Consider the following 17,756-nt stretch of genomic DNA (forward strand, 5'->3'; position numbering starts at 1 on the left):
TCACGCGAAACCGCCGCCTGCCGGCGGGGAAGTGGGCGCCGGCGCTGCGGGCGGCGCATCGATCTCCACGCGATTCTTGCCGTCGTGCTTCGCGCGGTAGAGCGCGCGGTCGGCCGCCTCGATCAGCGACGTCGTCGGCAGGCCCGCGGCCGGCACGATGCTCGCGCCGCCGATGCTGATCGTCACGTAGCGGCCCGTCGACGAGTGCGCATGCTCGAGCCGCAGCGACTCGACCGCGAGGCGGATTTTCTCGCCGAGCAGCCGCGCGGCGCCCGGCGACGTGGCCGGCATCACGACCGCGAACTCCTCGCCGCCGAAACGCGCGGCGAGATCGCCGGCCTGCCCGAGACAGCGTTCGATGGTGGCCGCGACCTGCTTGAGCACGCTGTCGCCCGACACGTGGCCGTACGTGTCGTTGTACAGCTTGAAGTTGTCGACGTCGATCATCAGCAGCGACAGCTCGCTGCGCTCGCGCGTGCCGCGCCGCCATTCGGCGGCCAGGTATTCGTCGAGATAGCGGCGGTTCGACAGCCCGGTCAGCCCATCCGAATGCGTGAGGCGCCGCAGTTCGAGATTGGCCTCGAGCAGTTGCTGCTGCGATTGCCGCAACGCGCGATACGCCTCGTCGCGCTGCAGCAGGTTCATGTACGAGCGCGAGTGATAGCGGATTCGCGCGATCAGCTCGATGCGATCGGGCAGTTTCACGAGGTAGTCGTTCGCGCCGGCCGCGAACGCGGCGCTCTTGATCACCGGCTCCTCCTGCGTCGACAGCACGATGATGGGCACGTCGCGCGTCGCCGGATTCGCGCGGTACGCCTTCACGAGGCTCAGCCCGTCGGTGCCGGGCATCACGAGATCCTGCAGGATCACGGTCGGCCGCGTCTCGATCGCGCTCGCCAGTGCGTCGTCCGAGCGCGGGCAGTAGTGGAAGTCGATGCCGTCTTCGTCGATGAGCGCGCGCCGGATGGCTTCCGCGACGATCGTCTGGTCGTCGACCAGCAGGACCATCGCGGGGGCGTCGGCGTGTGGCGCGGGTGCTGTGTGCGCGGCGTCGAACGCCGCATGCAGGCCGCCGGGCGGGCGGGTGAAGTCGCTAGTCATGATTGATGCCGGGTCGCGCCATGGCAGCGACGGGTGTGACAGGGTTTCATCGGGCTCAGATCCGTGCGAGTGCGATCAGTTCGCCCGCGATGCGCTCGAGCGGCAGGATCGCGCGCGCGGCACCGAGCGTCGCCGCCGCCTTCGGCATGCCGTAGACGGCGCTCGTCGCCTCGTCCTGCGCGATCGTGTGGCAGCCCTTCATCCGCAGTGCCTTCAGGCCGATCGCGCCGTCGCGTCCCATGCCGGTCAGCAGCACGCCGATCGCGCGGCCCGGCCAGTGCTCGGTCACGCTGTTGAAGAACACGTCGACCGACGGCCGGTACGGTGTGGCGGCCGGTTCGCGCGTGTATTCGAGCGTGCCGGTGCGCGTGATGCGCAGATGATCGTCGGTTGCCGCGAGCAGCGCGACGCCCGGCTGAGGGCGGTCGCCTTCGTGCGCGACGCGCACCGCCAGCGGCGTCTGGCCGTCGAGCCAATGCGCCATCCCTTCGGCGAACGCGCGATCGACGTGCTGGACGATCACGATCGGTGCGTTGAAATCGGCCGGCAGGCTGCCGAGGATCGAGGCGAGCGCGCCGGGTCCGCCGGCGGATGCGCCGATCGCGATCAGCGGGCCGCCGCGCATGCGCGAGGCCGGGCCGGCCGCATGGACTGAGCCGGGCGCATCGAGCAGGCGGCCGATCTGGTCGATCTTCGCGAGCAGCAACCGCGCGGTGTCGCCGCCCGCGCCTTCGCCGAGGCGCGGCGTGTCGACCGCGTCGAGCGCGCCGGCGCCCATCGCCTCGAACACGCGCCACGCGTTCGCGCCGATGCAACTCGTCACGATCAGGATCGCGCACGGGCGGCCGGAACGCATGATCCGCCGCGTCGCCTCGATGCCGTCGAACTTCGGCATGATCAAGTCCATCAACACGACGTCGGGCGGTTGCGCGGCGCACAGTTCGACGGCCTGCGCGCCGTCGGTCGCGACCCACAGCACGCGATGCTCGGGCCGGTGCGCGAGCGCACGGCGCATCGCCTCGACGGCAAGCGGGAGGTCGTTGACGATGCCGATGTTCACAAGCGGGATACTCCGGTCGGTTCGTAGTGTTGGAAATGGGCCGGGTTCATGAAAGGCGGTGCCTCGGCGCCGCGGAACGGCATCGACGAGCGGGCGGCACGGAATTCTTTTCGATTGGCGACGCCCGAATGCTGTCATGCGGCGCGAGCGGCGGCAATCGAAAAAATTGCGCATTGCATCGTTTCCGACCCTTTCTTCTATGGTCGGGCGGGATTTTGCCGCCGGCGGGCGGCCGGACAGCCGTGGGCGGGACGATGTGGCGGCGCGGCGATCCGCCGCCGTGCGGTCGTTTTCGCCGGGAAGGAGGCGCGCGCGGCACGGGCGCACGCGCTGGCACCGGCGCCGGCAAGCCGGCCGCGCGGGCCGGCATACCGCGCCCGGTGCGCGTTCAGCCGTTCAATGGCTGCGCGCGTATCCCTGGATCAGCGCGCGCATCATTCCTTCGACCGTTGCGTCGAGCAGGTCGGCTTCCTGCTCCGCTTCCTCGACGAGCGCGGCATAGGCGGTCGCGAGCGTCACGCGATCGACCTCGTGGCGTTGCTCCATCAGCGTCACCATCCCGTCCTTCGCCAGATGAGCGGAGAACGCGCGGCTGCCGATGGTCTGGAATACGTCAATCATGGCGGCTCTCCCGAACGTTGCGGATGCCTTCCAGTGTAGTCGGCGCACCGGCGCTCCGCCATGCGCGGCGGGCGCGCCGGGCGCGGGCCGCCGCCGGCACGCCGGCCGCGACGTGCGAGCCGGGGCGTTGTGGCCGCCCGTCGCGAATGGTTGGCCGAAAGGGCGCGAACACTTGGCCGACGCAACGTCGCGGCGATTTCAACGTTTACCCGAAACTTCAAATTGTCGACTTTTTATCGATAAAGTCTCGTGTTAGATTTTGCCGCCTGAACCGGTCGAAACCGGGCAGGGCGGCGGGCCTTCACGGCACCGCGCATCCATCACAAGGAGGGGCAATGCTGGTGCTGATTGGGGTGCCGATCGTCGTGATCGGTTTCGCGCTGCGCTTTAACGCGCTGCTGGTGGTGACGATCGCGGGCCTCGCGACGGGGCTGGCGGGCGGCATGAATGTCGTCGATATCGTCAGCGCGTTCGGCAAGGCGTTCACCGACAACCGCTACATGGGTCTGATCTGGCTGACGCTGCCGGTGATCGCGTTGCTCGAGCGCAACGGGCTCAAGGAGCAGGCGAAGCGGATGATCTCGCGCGTGCACGCGGCGACCACCGGGCGCGTGCTGATGCTGTACTTCGTGCTGCGTCAGGTGACGGCCGCGCTCGGCCTCACGTCGCTCGGCGGCCACGCGCAGATGGTGCGCCCGCTGATCGCGCCCATGGCGGAAGCCGCGGCCGTCAGCCGGCTCGGCGACCTGCCTGAATCTGTGCGCCAGCAGATCCGCGCGCACGCATCGGCCGCCGACAACGTCGCCGTGTTCTTCGGCGAGGACATCTTCATCGCGATCCAGTCGATCCTGCTGATCAAGGGCTTTCTCGAACAGAACGGAATCGCGATCGAGCCGCTGCACCTGTCGGTCTGGGCGATTCCGACGGCGATCGCGGCGCTGCTGATCCACTGCACGCGGCTCGCACTGCTCGATCACCGGCTCTCGCGCGGCTTCGGCGCATTCGGGCGGGAGGGCGCGCGATGATCGGCCTCGAACCGCTGTACACGCTCGCCGGCCTGATGTTCGCCGCGTTCGCGTGCTTCAACCTGACGGACCGCACGAACCCGCGCCGTGTCGTCAATTTCGCGTTCTGGGCGATCTACGCGCTCACGTTCCTGTTCGGCGCGCTGCTGCCGCACTTCGTGACGGGCTGTCTCGCGATCGCACTCGCATTGATCGCGGGCTCCGGCAAGCTCGGGCGCGGCAAGTCGGACGAAGCCGGCGATGCGGCGGCCGCGCGACGCGACGCGAAAGCGCTGCGCTTCGGCAACCGGCTGTTCCTTCCGGCGCTGCTGATTCCGCTCGTCACGCTGATCGGCACGTTCGCGCTGAAGCTGGTGCCGTTCGTCGATCCGAAGAGCGTGACGCTGATCTCGCTCGTGCTCGGCACGCTCGTCGCGTTCGCCGTCGCGCTCGCGATGCTGCGCGATTCGCCGGTGCATGCGCTGAAGGAAGCGCGTCACACGATGGACGCGGTCGGCTGGGCCGCGATCCTGCCGCAGATGCTCGCGGCGCTCGGCGCGCTGTTCGCGGTCGCGGGCGTCGGCGGCGTGGTGTCGGGGCTCGTGAGGGAATGGGTGCCGATCGATTCGCCGTTCGCGGTCGTCGCCGCCTACACGGTCGGCATGGCGCTGTTCACGATGATCATGGGCAACGGGTTCGCCGCGTTCCCGGTGATGACGGCCGGCATCGGCCTGCCGTTGATCGTCCACCAGTTTCACGGCAACCCGGCGATCATGGGCGCGATCGGGATGTTGAGCGGCTTCTGCGGTACGCTGATGACGCCGATGGCCGCGAACTTCAACATCGTGCCGGCCGCGTTGCTCGAACTGAAGGACAAGAACGGCGTGATCAAGGCGCAGTGGCCGACCGCCGTGCTGCTGCTGGCCGTGAACACGCTGCTGATGTACGCATTCGTATTCCGCTTCTGACGAGACGCCCATGACCGACCGACTGACTCCCGAACTCGCATCGAAATTCGCGTCGCTCGCGCTCGCGCACCTGACCCGCGAATATCCGAACAAGCTCACGCACTCGCTCGAAGGCCCGCACGACGTACAAGGGCCACGCGCACTGCACCCGATCTTCTACGGCAGCTACGACTGGCATTCGTGCGTGCACGGCTACTGGCTCGTGCTGAGCGTGCTCGAACGCTATCCGGCGCTGCCGGAGGCCGAGCGGATCATCGCCGTCGTCGACGCGCATTTCACCGACGCGAACGTCGCCGGCGAACGCGCCTATCTCGCGCTGCCGCACAACGCCGGTTTCGAACGGCCTTACGGCTGGGCGTGGCTGCTCGCGCTGTCCGCGCAACTGGAGCGGCTCGCGCTGAAGGGCGTGGTGCCGCAGGCCGCCCGCTGGGCGAAGACGATCGCGCCGCTCGCCGAACTGTTCGTCGCGCGCTTCGAGACCTTCCTGCCGAAGGCCACCTACCCGCTGCGGGTCGGCACGCACTTCAACACCGCGTTTGCGCTCGCGCTCGCGCTCGACTTCGCGCGCGCGACGCAGCGCGACGGGCTCGCGGCGCTGATCGTCGATACGGCGAAACGCTGGCATCTGAACGATGCCGGGTGCCAGGCGTGGGAGCCGTCGGGCGACGAATTCCTGTCGCCCGCGTTGATGGAAGCGGAGCTGATGCGGCGCGTGCTGCCGGCCGCCGAATTCGACGGGTGGTTCGCGCGTTTCCTGCCCGATCTCGCGCGCGGCGAGCCGGCGACGCTGTTCGAGCCGGCGACCGTCAGCGACCGCAGCGACGGCAAGATCGCGCATCTCGACGGGTTGAATCTGAGCCGCGCATGGTGTCAGCGCTCGCTCGCCGGCGCGCTGCCGGAAGGCGATGCGCGGCGCGCGAAGCTGCTCGAGGCGGCCGACCGGCATCTCGCGAGCGCGCTCGCGCACGTGGCCGGCGATTACATGGGCGAGCACTGGCTCGCGACGTTCGCGCTGCTGGCGCTGGACGCGTAGTCGCGCGTGCTGAAGAGCAGCGTTTGCCGGGCGAGACGGCCGGGCGCGCGTCGCGCGACGTGCCGCGCGCGAGGTGCCCCGAGCGGCTTTGCATCGGGCGCAATACCGCTTTCCACGGACCGGGCGGCTCGACCCGGCGGCAGAGCCGATACACTGCAGTACCGGTAGCACGGGCCCCGGCAATCCGGCCCGAAGAAGGAGACAGCACAGATGGACACCCAACGCGCAGCGGTCGTGACGTACCGCGGCAATGCGATCGAGAACACGCACGTCGCCGATGTGGCGGTGGTGGATGCCGGCGGCAGGCTGCTGTTCCGGCTCGGCGATCCGTTCCGGATGACGCTCGCGCGCTCGGCGGCGAAGCCGGCCCAGGCGTTGTCCGTGATCGAGACGGGTGCGCCCGAGCGTTTCGGCTTCGACGATGCGGACATCGCGCTGATGTGCGCGTCGCACAGCAGCGAGGAGCGGCACATCGCACGCACGCGGGCGATGCTGGCGAAGGTCGACGCACAGGAGTCGGATTTGCGCTGCGGCGGCCATGCGCCGTTGTCGGACGCGGTGTACCGGTCGTGGATCAAGCGCGACTACACGCCGACCGGCGTGTGCAGCAACTGCTCGGGCAAGCACGTCGGGATGCTCGCCGGCGCGCGGGCGATCGGCGCGGCGATCGCCGACTACCATCTGCCGGCGCATCCGATGCAGGTGCGAGTGAAGCAGGTGGTCGCCGATGCGTGCGGCCTGCCCGACGACGAAGTCGACTGGGCGATCGACGGCTGCAATCTGCCGACGCCGGCATTCCCGCTCGACCGCCTCGCGCGTCTTTATGCATCGCTCGCCGACGGCGCGGATCGCGTGGAAGCCGGCGGCACCGCGACGACCGATCGCGTGCGCGCGCTGGCGCGCATCCATCATGCGATGACGGGCCATCCGGAGCTGGTCGCCGGGGAAGGGCGCTACTGCACGGTGCTGATGGACGCGTTCGAGGGGCAGGTCGTCGGCAAGCTAGGCGCGGATGCGTGCTACGGGATCGGCGTACGCGCATCGGCGCGCACGCGGGAACTCGGCGCCGACGGCGCGCTCGGCATCTCGGTGAAGATCGAGGATGGCAACATCGACGTGCTGTACATGATGGTCAGCGAACTGCTCGAGCGGCTGCGGATCGGCACCGACGCGCAGCGCGCGCGCCTCGCCGCGTTCCACCGGCCGCGGATGCTGAACACGCAGGGCGTCGAGGTCGGGCACGCGACCTTTCCGTTCGAATTGCAGCCGGCCTGACCGGGGCCGTTGTCCCGGTGTCGCGTGCCGAAGGTGCGCGCGGCATCGGCGCCGGCTTGCCGGCCCGCGCGACGGCAGCCGCTACGCGGTTGCGTCGCGAATCTTCGCCAGCTCGACTGCCGACAGCTCGCCGATGTGAGCGAGATGCTCCGCGAGGAAGTCCTTCAGCACGCGCAGCTTCGCCGAGCTGCGCCGGTTCGCCAGATACGCGATGTAGATGTAGTCGCCGGTGAGCTTGTTCTGCAGCCGGTAGCGCGGCAGCACGGCTTCGAGCCGGCCGCTCGCGAGCAGGTCGCGCACCAGCCAGATCTCGAATTCGGCGATGCCGAGCCCCGCGCAGGTCGCGTCCAGCAGCAGTTCCGAATGATCGGTGACAAGGTTGCCGGCCGGCAGCACGCTGTGCCGCGCGTCACCGCGCACGAGTTCCCAGCGCGGATCGCCCTCGGGGTGCACGTAGCGCAGGCAGTTGTGATGCCGCAGGTCGTCGGGCGTCGCGGGGCGCCCGCAGCGGTCCAGATAGCCGGGCGTCGCGCACAGGATGCTGTCGTTACGCGACAGCCGGTGCACGACGAGGTTGTCCAGGTAGTTCTCGCCTTCGTGAATGTCGAGGTCGAAGCCGCCGGCGACGAGATCGTTGTGATTGTCGGTGAGCCGCACGTCGAGCTGGATCTCCGGGTAGCGCGCGAGAAACGGCGCGATCAGCGGCGCGAGGTGACGGCGGCCGAACGCGACCGGCGCGGTGAGCTTCAACGGGCCGCTCGGCTGCGAGTTGAGCTCGGCGACGACGCGCAGCGTGTCGTCGAGATCGGCGATCAACGTGACCGCGCGCTCCAGGTAGATGTGGCCGGCTTCGGTCAGCGTCACGCTGTGCGTCGAGCGATGCAACAGCGCGACGCCGAGGGCGTCCTCGATGGCCGTGATCTTGCGCGCGACGGTCGACGTCGACACGTGCATCTCCTTCGCGACCGCGGAAAAGCTCCCCATTTCGACGACCCGCACGAACGCGCGCATCGCGCCGAGGTGATCGATGCCGGTGTCTCTCGCCGTTGTTTTCATTCGTCTCTCGCTGTTGCGTCACACGCAAAACCGCTTTCGATAATACAGAAGCGAGCTTCTTTATGCAAAGGCATAGAATGCGATCCCGTCGTACGGGGAAGCTGTGAACGCAGCCGGTTCCCCGCGCCGGCAGAGACAATCCAGGAGGGGCACCATGACCGAGAACGGCTTCCGCGTCGAGGCGGATCTTTTAGGGAAACGAAGCATTCCGGCCTCCGCGTACTACGGCGTCCATACGCTGCGCGCGAAGGAGAACTTCGACATTTCGGGGCGCACGATCGCGTCGCTGCCGTACCTCGTCATGGCGCTCGCGGCGGTGAAGGAAGCCGCTGCCGATGCGAACTGCGAGCTCGGGCTGCTGCCGCGCGCGTATCGCGACGCGATCGCCGCCGCCTGCGTCGAGATCCGCGAAGGCCGGCTGCACGACCAGTTCGTCGTCGACATCATCCAGGGCGGAGCCGGCACGTCGACCAACATGAACGCCAACGAGGTGATCTGCAATCGCGCGCTCGAAATCCTCGGGCACGCCCGCGGGCAGTACGAATACCTGCATCCGAACGAGCACGTCAATCTCGCGCAGAGCACGAACGACGTCTATCCGACCGCGATCCGGATCGCGACCTGCTTCGCCGTCGAGCATCTGCTCGACGCGATGGCGCGCCTGCGCGATGCATTCGCGGAGCGGGCCGACGCGTTCGCCGATCTGTTGAAGCTCGGCCGCACGCAGTTGCAGGACGCGGTCCCGATGACGCTCGGCCAGGAATTCTCGACCTACGCGGTGATGGTGACGGAAGACATCGCGCGCCTGCAGGAAGCGGGCTTGCTGATGCGCGAGATCAACCTCGGCGCGACCGCGATCGGCACCGGCATCACCGCGCATCCGCAATACGCGCAGAAGGCGCTGGCCGCGCTGCGCCGCATCACCGGCCTGGACCTGAGCACCGCGCCGAACCTGATCGAGGCGACGCAGGACTGCGGCGCGTTCGTGCAGGTGTCCGGCGTGCTGAAGCGGATCGCGGTCAAGCTGTCGAAGATCTGCAACGACCTGCGGCTGCTGTCGAGCGGCCCGCGCGCCGGCTTCGGCGAGATCAACCTGCCGCCCGTGCAGGCCGGCTCGTCGATCATGCCGGGCAAGGTCAACCCGGTGATCCCGGAAGTCGTGAACCAGGTCGCCTTCGAAGTATTCGGCAACGACCTCACGGTGACGTTCGCCGCCGAGGCCGGCCAGCTTCAGCTCAACGCGTTCGAGCCGGTGATCGCGAGCGCGCTGTTCCGCAGCTTCGGCCATCTGACCACCGCCTGCACGACGCTCGCGGACCGCTGCGTGAGCGGCATCACCGCGAACCCCGAGCGGTTGCGCGAAACGATGGAGCGCTCGGTCGCGCTCGCGACCGCGCTGAACCCGTACATCGGCTACAAGCGCGCGACCGCCGTGGCCGCCGAGGCGCATGCGAGCGGCAAGTCGATCCGCGAAATCGTGCTCGACCGCCAGCTGATGACCGCCGCGCAACTGGACGAAGCGCTGCAGCCCGAAGCGCTGATCCGCCCGCGCGCGTACTGATTCCGGCCGCGCGACGCCGGCGCATGCCGCCGGCGGCCCGTGCGCGGCCGTTCCCGCAGCGCCCTGTCGACGGGCGCCACACATCAAGAAACGGAGACACACCATGAAGCACGCCAGCGAGCGCGCGGCCGACACGGTCGGCGGCGCGGACCCCCGTCACGCCGACCGGGACGCGATGTTCGCGTCGCACGAAACCGGCTACGAGAAACAGTTGAAGCCGCGGCACGTGCAGATGATCGCGATGGGCGGGGCGATCGGCACCGGCCTCTTTCTCGGCGCGGGCGGCCGCCTGCAGAGCGCGGGGCCGGCGCTCGCGGTCGTGTATCTCGTGTGCGGCGCATTCGCATTCCTGATCATGCGCGCGCTCGGCGAGCTCGTGATGCATCGGCCGACCAGCGGCTCGTTCGTGTCGTATGCACGCGAGTTCATGGGCGAGCGCGCGTCGTTCGTCGCCGGCTGGATGTACTACCTGAACTGGGCGACCACCGGCATCGTCGACATCACCGCGGTGGCGATCTACATGAAGTACTGGGCCGTGTTCACGGACGTGCCGCAGTGGGTGTTCGCGCTCGGCGCGCTGGGGATCGTGTCGGTGATGAACATGATCGGCGTCAAGGTGTTCGGCGAGATGGAGTTCTGGTTCTCGATCGTCAAGGTGGGCACGCTCGCGTTGTTCCTCGCGGTCGGCGCCGTGTTTCTCGCGAGCGGCCATCCCGTCGCCGGGCAGATGCCGGGGCTGCACCTGATCGCGGATCACGGCGGGATCTTTCCGCACGGAATCCTGCCGGCCGTGCTGATCGTGCAGGGCGTCGTGTTCGCGTATGCGAGCATCGAGCTCGTCGGCGTCGCGGCGGGCGAGACCGCCGATGCACGCAAGGTGCTGCCGAAGGCGATCAACAGCGTGATGTGGCGCATCGCGCTGTTCTACGTCGGCTCGGTCGTGCTGTTGACGATGCTGCTGCCGTGGACCGCGTACAGCGCGCACGAAAGCCCGTTCGTCACGTTCTTCGGCAAGCTCGGCGTGCCGTACGTCGGCACGGTGATGAACGTCGTGGTGCTGACCGCCGCGCTGTCGAGCCTGAACTCCGGCCTCTATTCGACCGGGCGCGTGCTGCGTTCGCTGGCGATGGGTGGCTCGGCGCCGCGCTTCGTGTCGCGGATGAACGCGCGCGGCGTGCCGTACGGCGGGATTCTCGTCACGGTCGCGGTCAATGCGATCGGCGTGCCGCTGAACTACATCGTTCCGGCGCAGGCGTTCGAGATCGTGCTGAACATGGCGTCGCTCGGGATCATCACGACCTGGGGCTTCATCGTGATGTGCCAGATCCTGTTCCGCCGCGCGGTCAATCGCGGCGAGCTGAGCCCGGTGTCGTTCCGGATGCCTGGTGCGCCGTTCACGTCATGGCTGACGCTTGCGTTTCTCGTCAGCGTGCTGGTGATGATGGCGTTCGATTATCCGGGCGGCACGTGGACCGTCGCGATGATCCCGGTCGTCGTGCTCGCGCTCGTGGTTGGCTGGAAGCTCGCGAAGCGCGGTGCCGCGCGGGAAGCTGCTGCAGCCGCCGCGCCGATCGGCGCCGATCCGGCGAGCAACGTCTGACGATACGCACGGGCGGGGAGACCGCCCGTGCGTTCAGTTCAATCCGGTGCGCGCACCGACCCAGCGGGTGAAGTCGCCGGCCATTTCCGCGGTCAGCTCGTGACCGGCATCGTACAGCCGCGTGTCGTGCGCGACGCCGAGCGCCGTCAGCTTCGCGTCGGCGGTTTCGGCCCAGGCCACAGGCAGCTTGTCGTCGAAGCGGCCATGCATTACCAGCGCATGCAGCGCGGTCAATGCGTCGCGCGGCGCGATCAGCGGATCGATCTCGGGCAGGATGCGCCCGCACAGCACCGCGAACGCGGTGACATCGGCCGGCGACGTGAGCGCGACGCTCGCGCTCATGATGCCGCCCTGGCTGAAACCGGTGATCACGGTGGGCAGTGCGGCGTGTCCGTGGTCGGCCGGCCGGGCGCGCAACGCGCGCAGCAGCGCGATCAGCTGCACGCGGCTCGCATCGGCGCGGGCCGCGTCGATCTCCGGGCCGCTCGCGCCGAAGCGCACCGGAAACCACGCGTACTGGCCGGGGCCGAACGTCAGCGGGCCGCGCACGAACACGATTTCGATGCGCGGGTCGATCGTGCCGGCCAGATTCAGCAGATTGGTTTCGTTGCCGCCGACGCCGTGCAGCAGCAACACGCGGCCCGCGGGCAAGCCGGCGGCGGGGCGCAGCCGGTAGTGAAGACCGGATTCGGAGTCGGTGGTCAGCGGCAGCACGTCGGTCATTGCAAGGGTCCGGTGGGGAAGTGATCCGACAGTCTAGAACGCGCGGCGCGGAACGTGAATCGCCGGACGGCGATTGATTGTTTCCCCGCAGGAATGAATCGACGGTCAGTCACCCATATCGGCCCACGCGGCGAATCCGGCCGTGCGGCACAAGGTGCATGACCGATTCGATTCGCAGATAATGCGCAAACGTTTTACCGGCATTCGGCCAAATTGAATTACCGGATAGAAAATAAAAATATGAATATCCGGGCTGGATTTTTCGAGGCCGACAGCTAGCCCGTCGAGCCTTTGAGGCCAAGGGTTAACGGCCGATTCGAGAAAAACTTTAGTATTTTCTCGCCGCAATTGACCATTGCGATTTTCTCAACGATCGATTGATTTTCAGTCATCGGACGGTCATACACCATCCCCGATAATTCGGCGCTCACATTCTTTCAATAGACAAAAGGGCGATCGAAGCCGGATCGCTGCGGGGAGCTGTACTCATGACCATCCGTCATCGCATTACGCTGCTAGTCGTCCTGACGTTTTTCGCGCTTTCCGCGATCGGCGCATACGCCGTGTACCAGACGCGCAAGAGCGCGTCCGAGGTGCGTCAGGTGACCCAGGGAATCGTGCCGAGCGCGCTCGCGTCCGCCGATCTCGTCGCCGACGTGAAGAACATCCAGATCGCGACCATGACGCTGGTGTACGCGCCCGACGCGAACACCGCCGCACAGGCGCGCGACGAGTTGAAGGCGAAGCAGGGTGCGCTGCGCGCGGCGCTCGACGCCCAGGCGAAATCGGCGGTCGGCCGTGCGCAGGAAGGCCTCGTCGCGCAGGCGAAGGACAGCGCCGCCAACTACTTCGCGGCGATCGACGACACCGTGAAGATGAAGACTGACGGCAAGCCCGAGATGGCGCAGGCGTTCCTGTTCGCGAACGTCGCGCAGTATCGCGACGAACTCGAGGGCATCGTCGACACGCTGCGCATCGAGAAGAACCGTCAGAAGGACGACGCGATCCGCGCGCTGAACGGCATGCTCGCGACGACGGCCACCGCGATCGCGGGCGTGGCGGGCACGGTCGTCGTGCTGCTGACCGCGCTCGGCTTCGTGCTGTATCGCCAGATCACGCGTCCGCTGATCGGGATGCAGACGGCGATGAGCGAGATCGCGACGAGCCAGGATTTCACGCGCCGCGTGCCGGTGGGCCGCATGGACGAGATCGGTCACTCGATCGTCGCGTTCAACGGGATGATCGAGAAGATCCAGGAGAATGCCGCGCAACTGAAGCAGAAGACCGCCGACATCCAGGCGATGCTGCAGAACATGCAGCAAGGGATCCTGACGGTCGTCGAAGGCGGCGTCGTGCATGCGGAGTATTCGGCTTACCTCGAGACCATCTTCGAGACCGGCGACATCGCCGGGCGCGACCTGATGGCGCTCGTGTTCGACGATTCGAGCATCGGCTCCGACGCGCGCTCGCAGGTCGAAGCGGCGGTGCATGCGTGCCTCGGCGAGGACAGCATGAACTTCGCGTTCAACGAGCATCTGCTCGTCAACGAAGTCGCGAAGCGGATGCCGGACGGCCGCGAGAAATGGCTCGACCTGAGCTGGTCGGCGATCACCGACGAGACCGACACGGTCGTGCGGCTGATGCTGTGCGTGCGCGACGTGACCGAGATTCGCGAGCTGACCGCGCAGGCCGGCGAGCAGCAGCGCCGCCTTGAGATGATCGGCGAAATCCTGTCGATCAGCCAGGACAAGTTCCACGACTTCGTGCACAGCGCGAAGGGTTTCCTCAGCGAGAACGAGCGGATGATCCGCCAGCACGAACGCGCCGATCATTCGATCGTCGCGGCGCTGTTCCGCAACATGCACACGATCAAGGGCAACGCGCGCACGTACAGCCTGCAGCACCTGACCAACATCGTGCACGAGGCGGAGCAGGCGTACGAATCGCTGCGGCGCGCGGACAGCGGCCCCGAGTGGAACCGTGACGCGCTGATGGACGACCTGGCCCGCGTGCGCGAGGCGGTCGACCACTACGCGACGATCAATGCGGTCACGCTCGGGCGGCATGGCCAGGCGGCGCCGCACGGCGGCACCGACTACCTGATGGTCGAGCGCGCGCATATCAGCGAGAGCCTGCGCATGCTGGACGGCGCCGATCCGGCGAACGCGAGCGACTGGCACGCGGCGCGCGATTCCGTGCGTCGACTGCTGAGCCAGTTCGGCACGCAAAGCATCGGCGAGGCGTTGGGCGGCGTGATCGAATCGCTGCCGTCGCTCGCGGCCGAACTCGGCAAGCCGGCGCCCGTCGTGCATATCGACAGCAACGGCCATCGCGTGCGCAGCGAAATCGGCGCGACGCTGAAGAACGTGTTCATGCACCTGCTGCGCAACGCGATCGACCACGGGATCGAAACGTCGGAAGAGCGTCGCGCGGCGGGCAAGGCGCCGGCGGGCAAGATCGACATCGCGGTCGACGTCGAGGACGATGCGCTGCGCTTCGTGCTCGGCGACGACGGCCGCGGCCTCGCGCTCGACCGGATTCGCGGCGTCGCGCGCGAGCGTGGCTGGATCGATGCCGGCAACGAGGCCGCGCTGACCGACGAAGCGGTGGCCGAACTGATCTTTCGCCCGGGCTTCTCGACCGCCCGCGCGGTGACCGAAGTGTCCGGGCGCGGTGTCGGGATGGACGCGGTGCGCAACTTCCTGAAGCGCGACGGCGGCGACATCGCGCTGCGCTTCACGGACGATCGCGTCGGCGCGTCGTATCGCACGTTCGAGACGATCGTGTCGCTGCCGGCGCGATTCGCGGCGGACGGTGCCGCCCGCGACGCCGGCCAGCCGGCAGGCGCGGGCGTCGCGAACGTCGACGTGGCGCAATGATCGTGCACGCATGGATGATCCCGGTGGGCGCCGCGCTGGCGGGCGGCGTGGTGGCTGCGGCGGTTGCCGCGATCGTGTATCGCATCGCGCGGGCACGGCTGGTTACCGCGCTGACGCGCGAAGCCGACGCGTTGCGCGCCGCGCTCGGCGCGGCCGATGCGCGGGCCGATGAGGCCGTTGCCGCCCATGCCGACGCGGCGCAGGCGTGGGCACGTCGCGAAGCGGAACTCGAGGACGCGCTGGCGCGCGAGGCGGCCGGCACCGGCGAGCAGCGCGACGCGCTGCAGGCACTCGCGGCCGAGCGCGCCGCACTGTCTCAGCATGCGACGAAGCTCGCCGGCGAAGCCGCGCGGCTGCGCGGGCTGGCCGGCACGTTCGAGCGCTGGCACGAGCAGATGATCTCGCTGACCACGCAGAACCAGGACATGCGCACGAAGAACCAGGAGTTGTCGGCGATCGTCGCGCACGTGTCGATCGTGTCGCTGAACGCATCGATCGAGGCCGCGCGCGCGGGCACGGCCGGACGCGGCTTCTCGATCGTCGCGAGCGAAGTGCGCGGGCTTGCCGCGCGCTCGCAGCAACTGTCGAACAGCTATCGGGACAGCCTCAATCGCAACGACCTCGTGACGGCCGCGACGTTCCAGGACATCCAGGCGGGCGGCAAGATGATCACCGCCGCGCTCGCGACGGTCGAGACGCTTGCCGGGCAGCTGCATGCGCGACTCGAGGGAGCGGCGGCGTGATCAGTGCGCAGGCCCGGGCCGGTTTCGAGCGAATCTTCTTCGATGCGGCGCGCACGCGGCTCGCGTCCGGTGGCGCGTGCGAAATCCGGCCGGTCGCCGTCGACGCGCACGACGCGTCGCACGATCCGTCACGCACGAATCCGCGCGCGACACCGAAGGTGCCCGAACATGTCGCGGTGCTGACGATTTCGGCACTGCATTTCCGGTTGCTGCTCGCGCTGCGCTTTCGCGACGACGAACCGACGCGCCGTCATTTTGCAGCGGCAGCGTCCGGAGCGAGCGCGCAGCGGCCGCTGCCCGAGGCATTCATGGAAGTCGCGAACCTGTGCTGCGGCGCGATCAACCAGGCGCTGACCGCGCCGTTCCCCGATCTGGGGATGTCGACGCCGTACCTGTTGAGCGGCGCGAGCGTCGACTACCTGCATGCGTTGAACCCCGATCACGCGGCCGCCTACGACGTGACGCTCGACGGCGACGTGCGGATCGGCGCGACGCTGTGCGTGTGCGCGAACGCGCCGGTCGATTTCCACGTGCCGGAAGCGGCGAGCGTGGACACGGGCGGCGAGCTCGAACTGTTTTGACCGATTGCGAGGACTCAGCGAGATGACCGTAGACCAACCCGTCAGCAAGGTGCTCGTGCTCGACGACAGCCGCGCGCATGCGGCGACGATCAAGCGCTTCTGCGACGAGCACAACCTGGTCGGCCTGACCGTGCGGCGCAACCGGCTGCTGAAGGTGCTGCGCTCGAACATCGATCTTGGCGCCATCCTGCTCGCCGAGGACTACGGCGGCTCGCCGGAGGAAAGCGCGATCATCGCGACGCAGATCGATGCGCTGCGGCCCGAGTTGCCGATCATCCTGCGCCGCGTGTCGAATGCCGGCGGCGCATCGCGCGACGGGCTGCCCGATGCGCTCGCGCGCGTCGCGTGCGCGGCCTACGCTGCCGACGACCTGGCGCCGCTCAAGCGTGCGATCGACGAATACCTGTTCGGCCGCGATTACCCGAATGCGCTCGTGCGCGGCATCGCGGAGATCACCGAGGCGCGGCTCGACAGCCTGTTTCCGGGCCTTGCGATCGAGCGCGACACGCCGTGCATCGTGCGCGACCAGATCATCTTCGGCGAGGTGTTCAGCCTGATCGCGCTGGAAAGCGCATGGTGCCGCGGCTACATGCTGCTGCAAACGAGCGAGCAACCGCTGCTCGACATGATCGGCGGCACGCGCGGCGAAGGCCGCGCACCCGATTTCCGCGACGTGAACAGCGTACTCGGCGAGCTGACCAACCTCGTGTGGGGCGCGTTCAAGAACCGTTATCTCGGCGACGCCGAGGCACTCGCGCGCCATCCGGTGCAGGTGCCGCTCGTCGTCAATCACAAGCAGAAGTTCATCTCGTTCGGCGGCGACTGTCCGCAGCTCTGTTTCAAGTACCGGATGACCGACCCCGTGTCGGGGCGCTCGGTGCGGCTCGACCAGCGTTTCGTGTTCAGCCTGAGCTGGTCGCCGGAGGATTTCCGCGAATCCGTGCAGGACGTCGGGCCGATGGTCGAGTCGGGCGAGCTGGAACTGTTTTGAATGTTGAAGTGAGCAACAAGGAAAGGGGAAGACGGCATGGCAAAGATTCTGGTGGTCGACGATTCGGGCACGGTGCGTGATGAAGTCGCGGGTTTCCTGCGCAATCACGGGCTCGACGTCGCGACGGCGGTGGACGGCAAGGACGGGCTCGCGAAGCTCAAGGCGACGCCCGGCGTGCGGCTCGTGATCAGCGACGTGAACATGCCGAACATGGACGGCCTGACGATGGTCGAGAAGATTCGCGGCGAGCTGGCGAATACGTCGGTCAACGTCGTGATGCTGACGACCGAAAGCAGCCCGGCGATGAAGGAGCGCGGCAAGGCTGCCGGCGTGAAGGGCTGGATCGTGAAACCGTTCAAGGGCGACGCGGTGCTCGACGCGCTGAAGAAGCTGGCGGGCTGACGGGGCACGCAGACGATGCGTCGCCGTCGGGCGGCGATCGACGGGCAGTCGGTGTGGCCTTCGCGTGGCGGCGTGCGAACCGGCTTCGCGGGCCGGCGCACCGGCCATGCTGGACGCCGCGCGCAATGTGGAGGACGATTCGTGATCATGTCGATCGC

At 68.0% G+C, this 17,756-nt stretch carries 16 protein-coding genes; 11 read left to right on the top strand and 5 right to left on the bottom strand.

Annotated elements, in window-relative coordinates:
• The 3 genes from WS51_RS03610 to WS51_RS03620 form a co-directional block, all read right to left on the bottom strand.
• Positions 1-1,101: a diguanylate cyclase domain-containing protein gene (locus WS51_RS03610; protein WP_059450653.1), complete on the bottom strand. Its 1,101-nt coding sequence runs from the start codon at positions 1,099-1,101 to the stop codon at positions 1-3.
• Positions 1,102-1,156: 55 nt separating this feature from the next.
• On the bottom strand, positions 1,157-2,161 hold the full coding sequence (cheB, locus tag WS51_RS03615) for a chemotaxis response regulator protein-glutamate methylesterase (RefSeq protein ID WP_069228606.1): 1,005 nt from the start codon (positions 2,159-2,161) through the stop codon (positions 1,157-1,159).
• A gap of 396 nt (positions 2,162-2,557) precedes the next feature.
• Positions 2,558-2,782, bottom strand: coding sequence for a hypothetical protein (locus WS51_RS03620; RefSeq protein WP_047901264.1), 225 nt, complete (start codon positions 2,780-2,782; stop codon positions 2,558-2,560).
• A 335-nt stretch (positions 2,783-3,117) separates the two neighbouring features.
• Here WS51_RS03620 and WS51_RS03625 point away from each other — a divergent pair, with 335 nt between their 5' ends.
• The 4 genes from WS51_RS03625 to WS51_RS03640 all read left to right on the top strand — a co-directional run bounded on the left by WS51_RS03625 (position 3,118) and on the right by WS51_RS03640 (position 7,062).
• The gene (locus tag WS51_RS03625; RefSeq protein ID WP_059540793.1) at positions 3,118-3,807 is read left to right on the top strand and encodes a DUF969 domain-containing protein; all 690 of its coding nucleotides are present in this window, start codon (positions 3,118-3,120) and stop codon (positions 3,805-3,807) included.
• Complete coding sequence (locus tag WS51_RS03630) at positions 3,804-4,754, top strand: DUF979 domain-containing protein (protein ID WP_059450650.1); 951 nt, start codon at positions 3,804-3,806, stop codon at positions 4,752-4,754. The genes WS51_RS03625 and WS51_RS03630 overlap by 4 nt, the downstream gene beginning before the upstream one ends.
• Positions 4,755-4,764: 10 nt before the next feature.
• Positions 4,765-5,787 carry a DUF2891 domain-containing protein gene (locus WS51_RS03635; protein WP_059798956.1) on the top strand — a complete coding sequence of 341 codons (1,023 nt, stop codon included), beginning with the start codon at positions 4,765-4,767 and terminating at the stop codon, positions 5,785-5,787.
• A 210-nt stretch (positions 5,788-5,997) separates the two neighbouring features.
• The gene (locus WS51_RS03640; RefSeq protein ID WP_069228607.1) at positions 5,998-7,062 is read left to right on the top strand and encodes an asparaginase; all 1,065 of its coding nucleotides are present in this window, start codon (positions 5,998-6,000) and stop codon (positions 7,060-7,062) included.
• An 81-nt stretch (positions 7,063-7,143) separates the two neighbouring features.
• Here the strand turns inward: WS51_RS03640 and WS51_RS03645 are convergent, their stop codons facing one another.
• Positions 7,144-8,118: a LysR family transcriptional regulator gene (locus WS51_RS03645; protein ID WP_059540802.1), complete on the bottom strand. Its 975-nt coding sequence runs from the start codon at positions 8,116-8,118 to the stop codon at positions 7,144-7,146.
• A 154-nt stretch (positions 8,119-8,272) separates the two neighbouring features.
• On the opposite strand from WS51_RS03645, the gene aspA reads away from it, so the two are divergent.
• Together aspA and WS51_RS03655 are read left to right on the top strand one after the other, a co-directional pair.
• The gene (gene aspA / locus WS51_RS03650; protein WP_069228608.1) at positions 8,273-9,679 is read left to right on the top strand and encodes an aspartate ammonia-lyase; all 1,407 of its coding nucleotides are present in this window, start codon (positions 8,273-8,275) and stop codon (positions 9,677-9,679) included.
• A 103-nt stretch (positions 9,680-9,782) separates the two neighbouring features.
• On the top strand, positions 9,783-11,279 hold the full coding sequence (locus WS51_RS03655; protein ID WP_069228609.1) for an amino acid permease: 1,497 nt from the start codon (positions 9,783-9,785) through the stop codon (positions 11,277-11,279).
• Positions 11,280-11,312: 33 nt separating this feature from the next.
• On the opposite strand, the gene WS51_RS03660 is transcribed toward WS51_RS03655, so the two are convergent.
• A complete protein-coding gene (locus WS51_RS03660) occupies positions 11,313-12,002 on the bottom strand; it encodes an alpha/beta hydrolase (protein ID WP_069228610.1) in 690 nt (229 codons plus the stop codon).
• Positions 12,003-12,490: 488 nt separating this feature from the next.
• Here WS51_RS03660 and WS51_RS03665 point away from each other — a divergent pair, with 488 nt between their 5' ends.
• Genes WS51_RS03665 through WS51_RS03685 form a run of 5 tightly spaced genes read left to right on the top strand, consistent with a single transcriptional unit; the run spans position 12,491 to position 17,598 of the window.
• Entirely contained in the window at positions 12,491-14,881 is a 2,391-nt protein-coding gene (locus WS51_RS03665) for an ATP-binding protein (RefSeq protein WP_059540810.1), read from the top strand.
• The gene (locus tag WS51_RS03670) at positions 14,878-15,624 is read left to right on the top strand and encodes a methyl-accepting chemotaxis protein (protein ID WP_059773316.1); all 747 of its coding nucleotides are present in this window, start codon (positions 14,878-14,880) and stop codon (positions 15,622-15,624) included. Before WS51_RS03665 ends, WS51_RS03670 begins: the two co-directional genes overlap by 4 nt.
• A complete protein-coding gene (locus WS51_RS03675; protein ID WP_069228611.1) occupies positions 15,621-16,205 on the top strand; it encodes a hypothetical protein in 585 nt (194 codons plus the stop codon). Before WS51_RS03670 ends, WS51_RS03675 begins: the two co-directional genes overlap by 4 nt.
• 22 nt (positions 16,206-16,227) lie before the next feature.
• Positions 16,228-17,196: a chemotaxis protein CheX gene (locus WS51_RS03680; protein WP_059773321.1), complete on the top strand. Its 969-nt coding sequence runs from the start codon at positions 16,228-16,230 to the stop codon at positions 17,194-17,196.
• Between the two features lie 36 nt (positions 17,197-17,232).
• The gene (locus WS51_RS03685; RefSeq protein WP_006765703.1) at positions 17,233-17,598 is read left to right on the top strand and encodes a response regulator; all 366 of its coding nucleotides are present in this window, start codon (positions 17,233-17,235) and stop codon (positions 17,596-17,598) included.
• Positions 17,599-17,756: the final 158 nt, after the last annotated feature.

It is taken from the genome of Burkholderia territorii, from assembly GCF_001718335.1.
In the GTDB taxonomy this organism is placed as follows: Bacteria; Pseudomonadota; Gammaproteobacteria; order Burkholderiales; family Burkholderiaceae; genus Burkholderia; species Burkholderia territorii.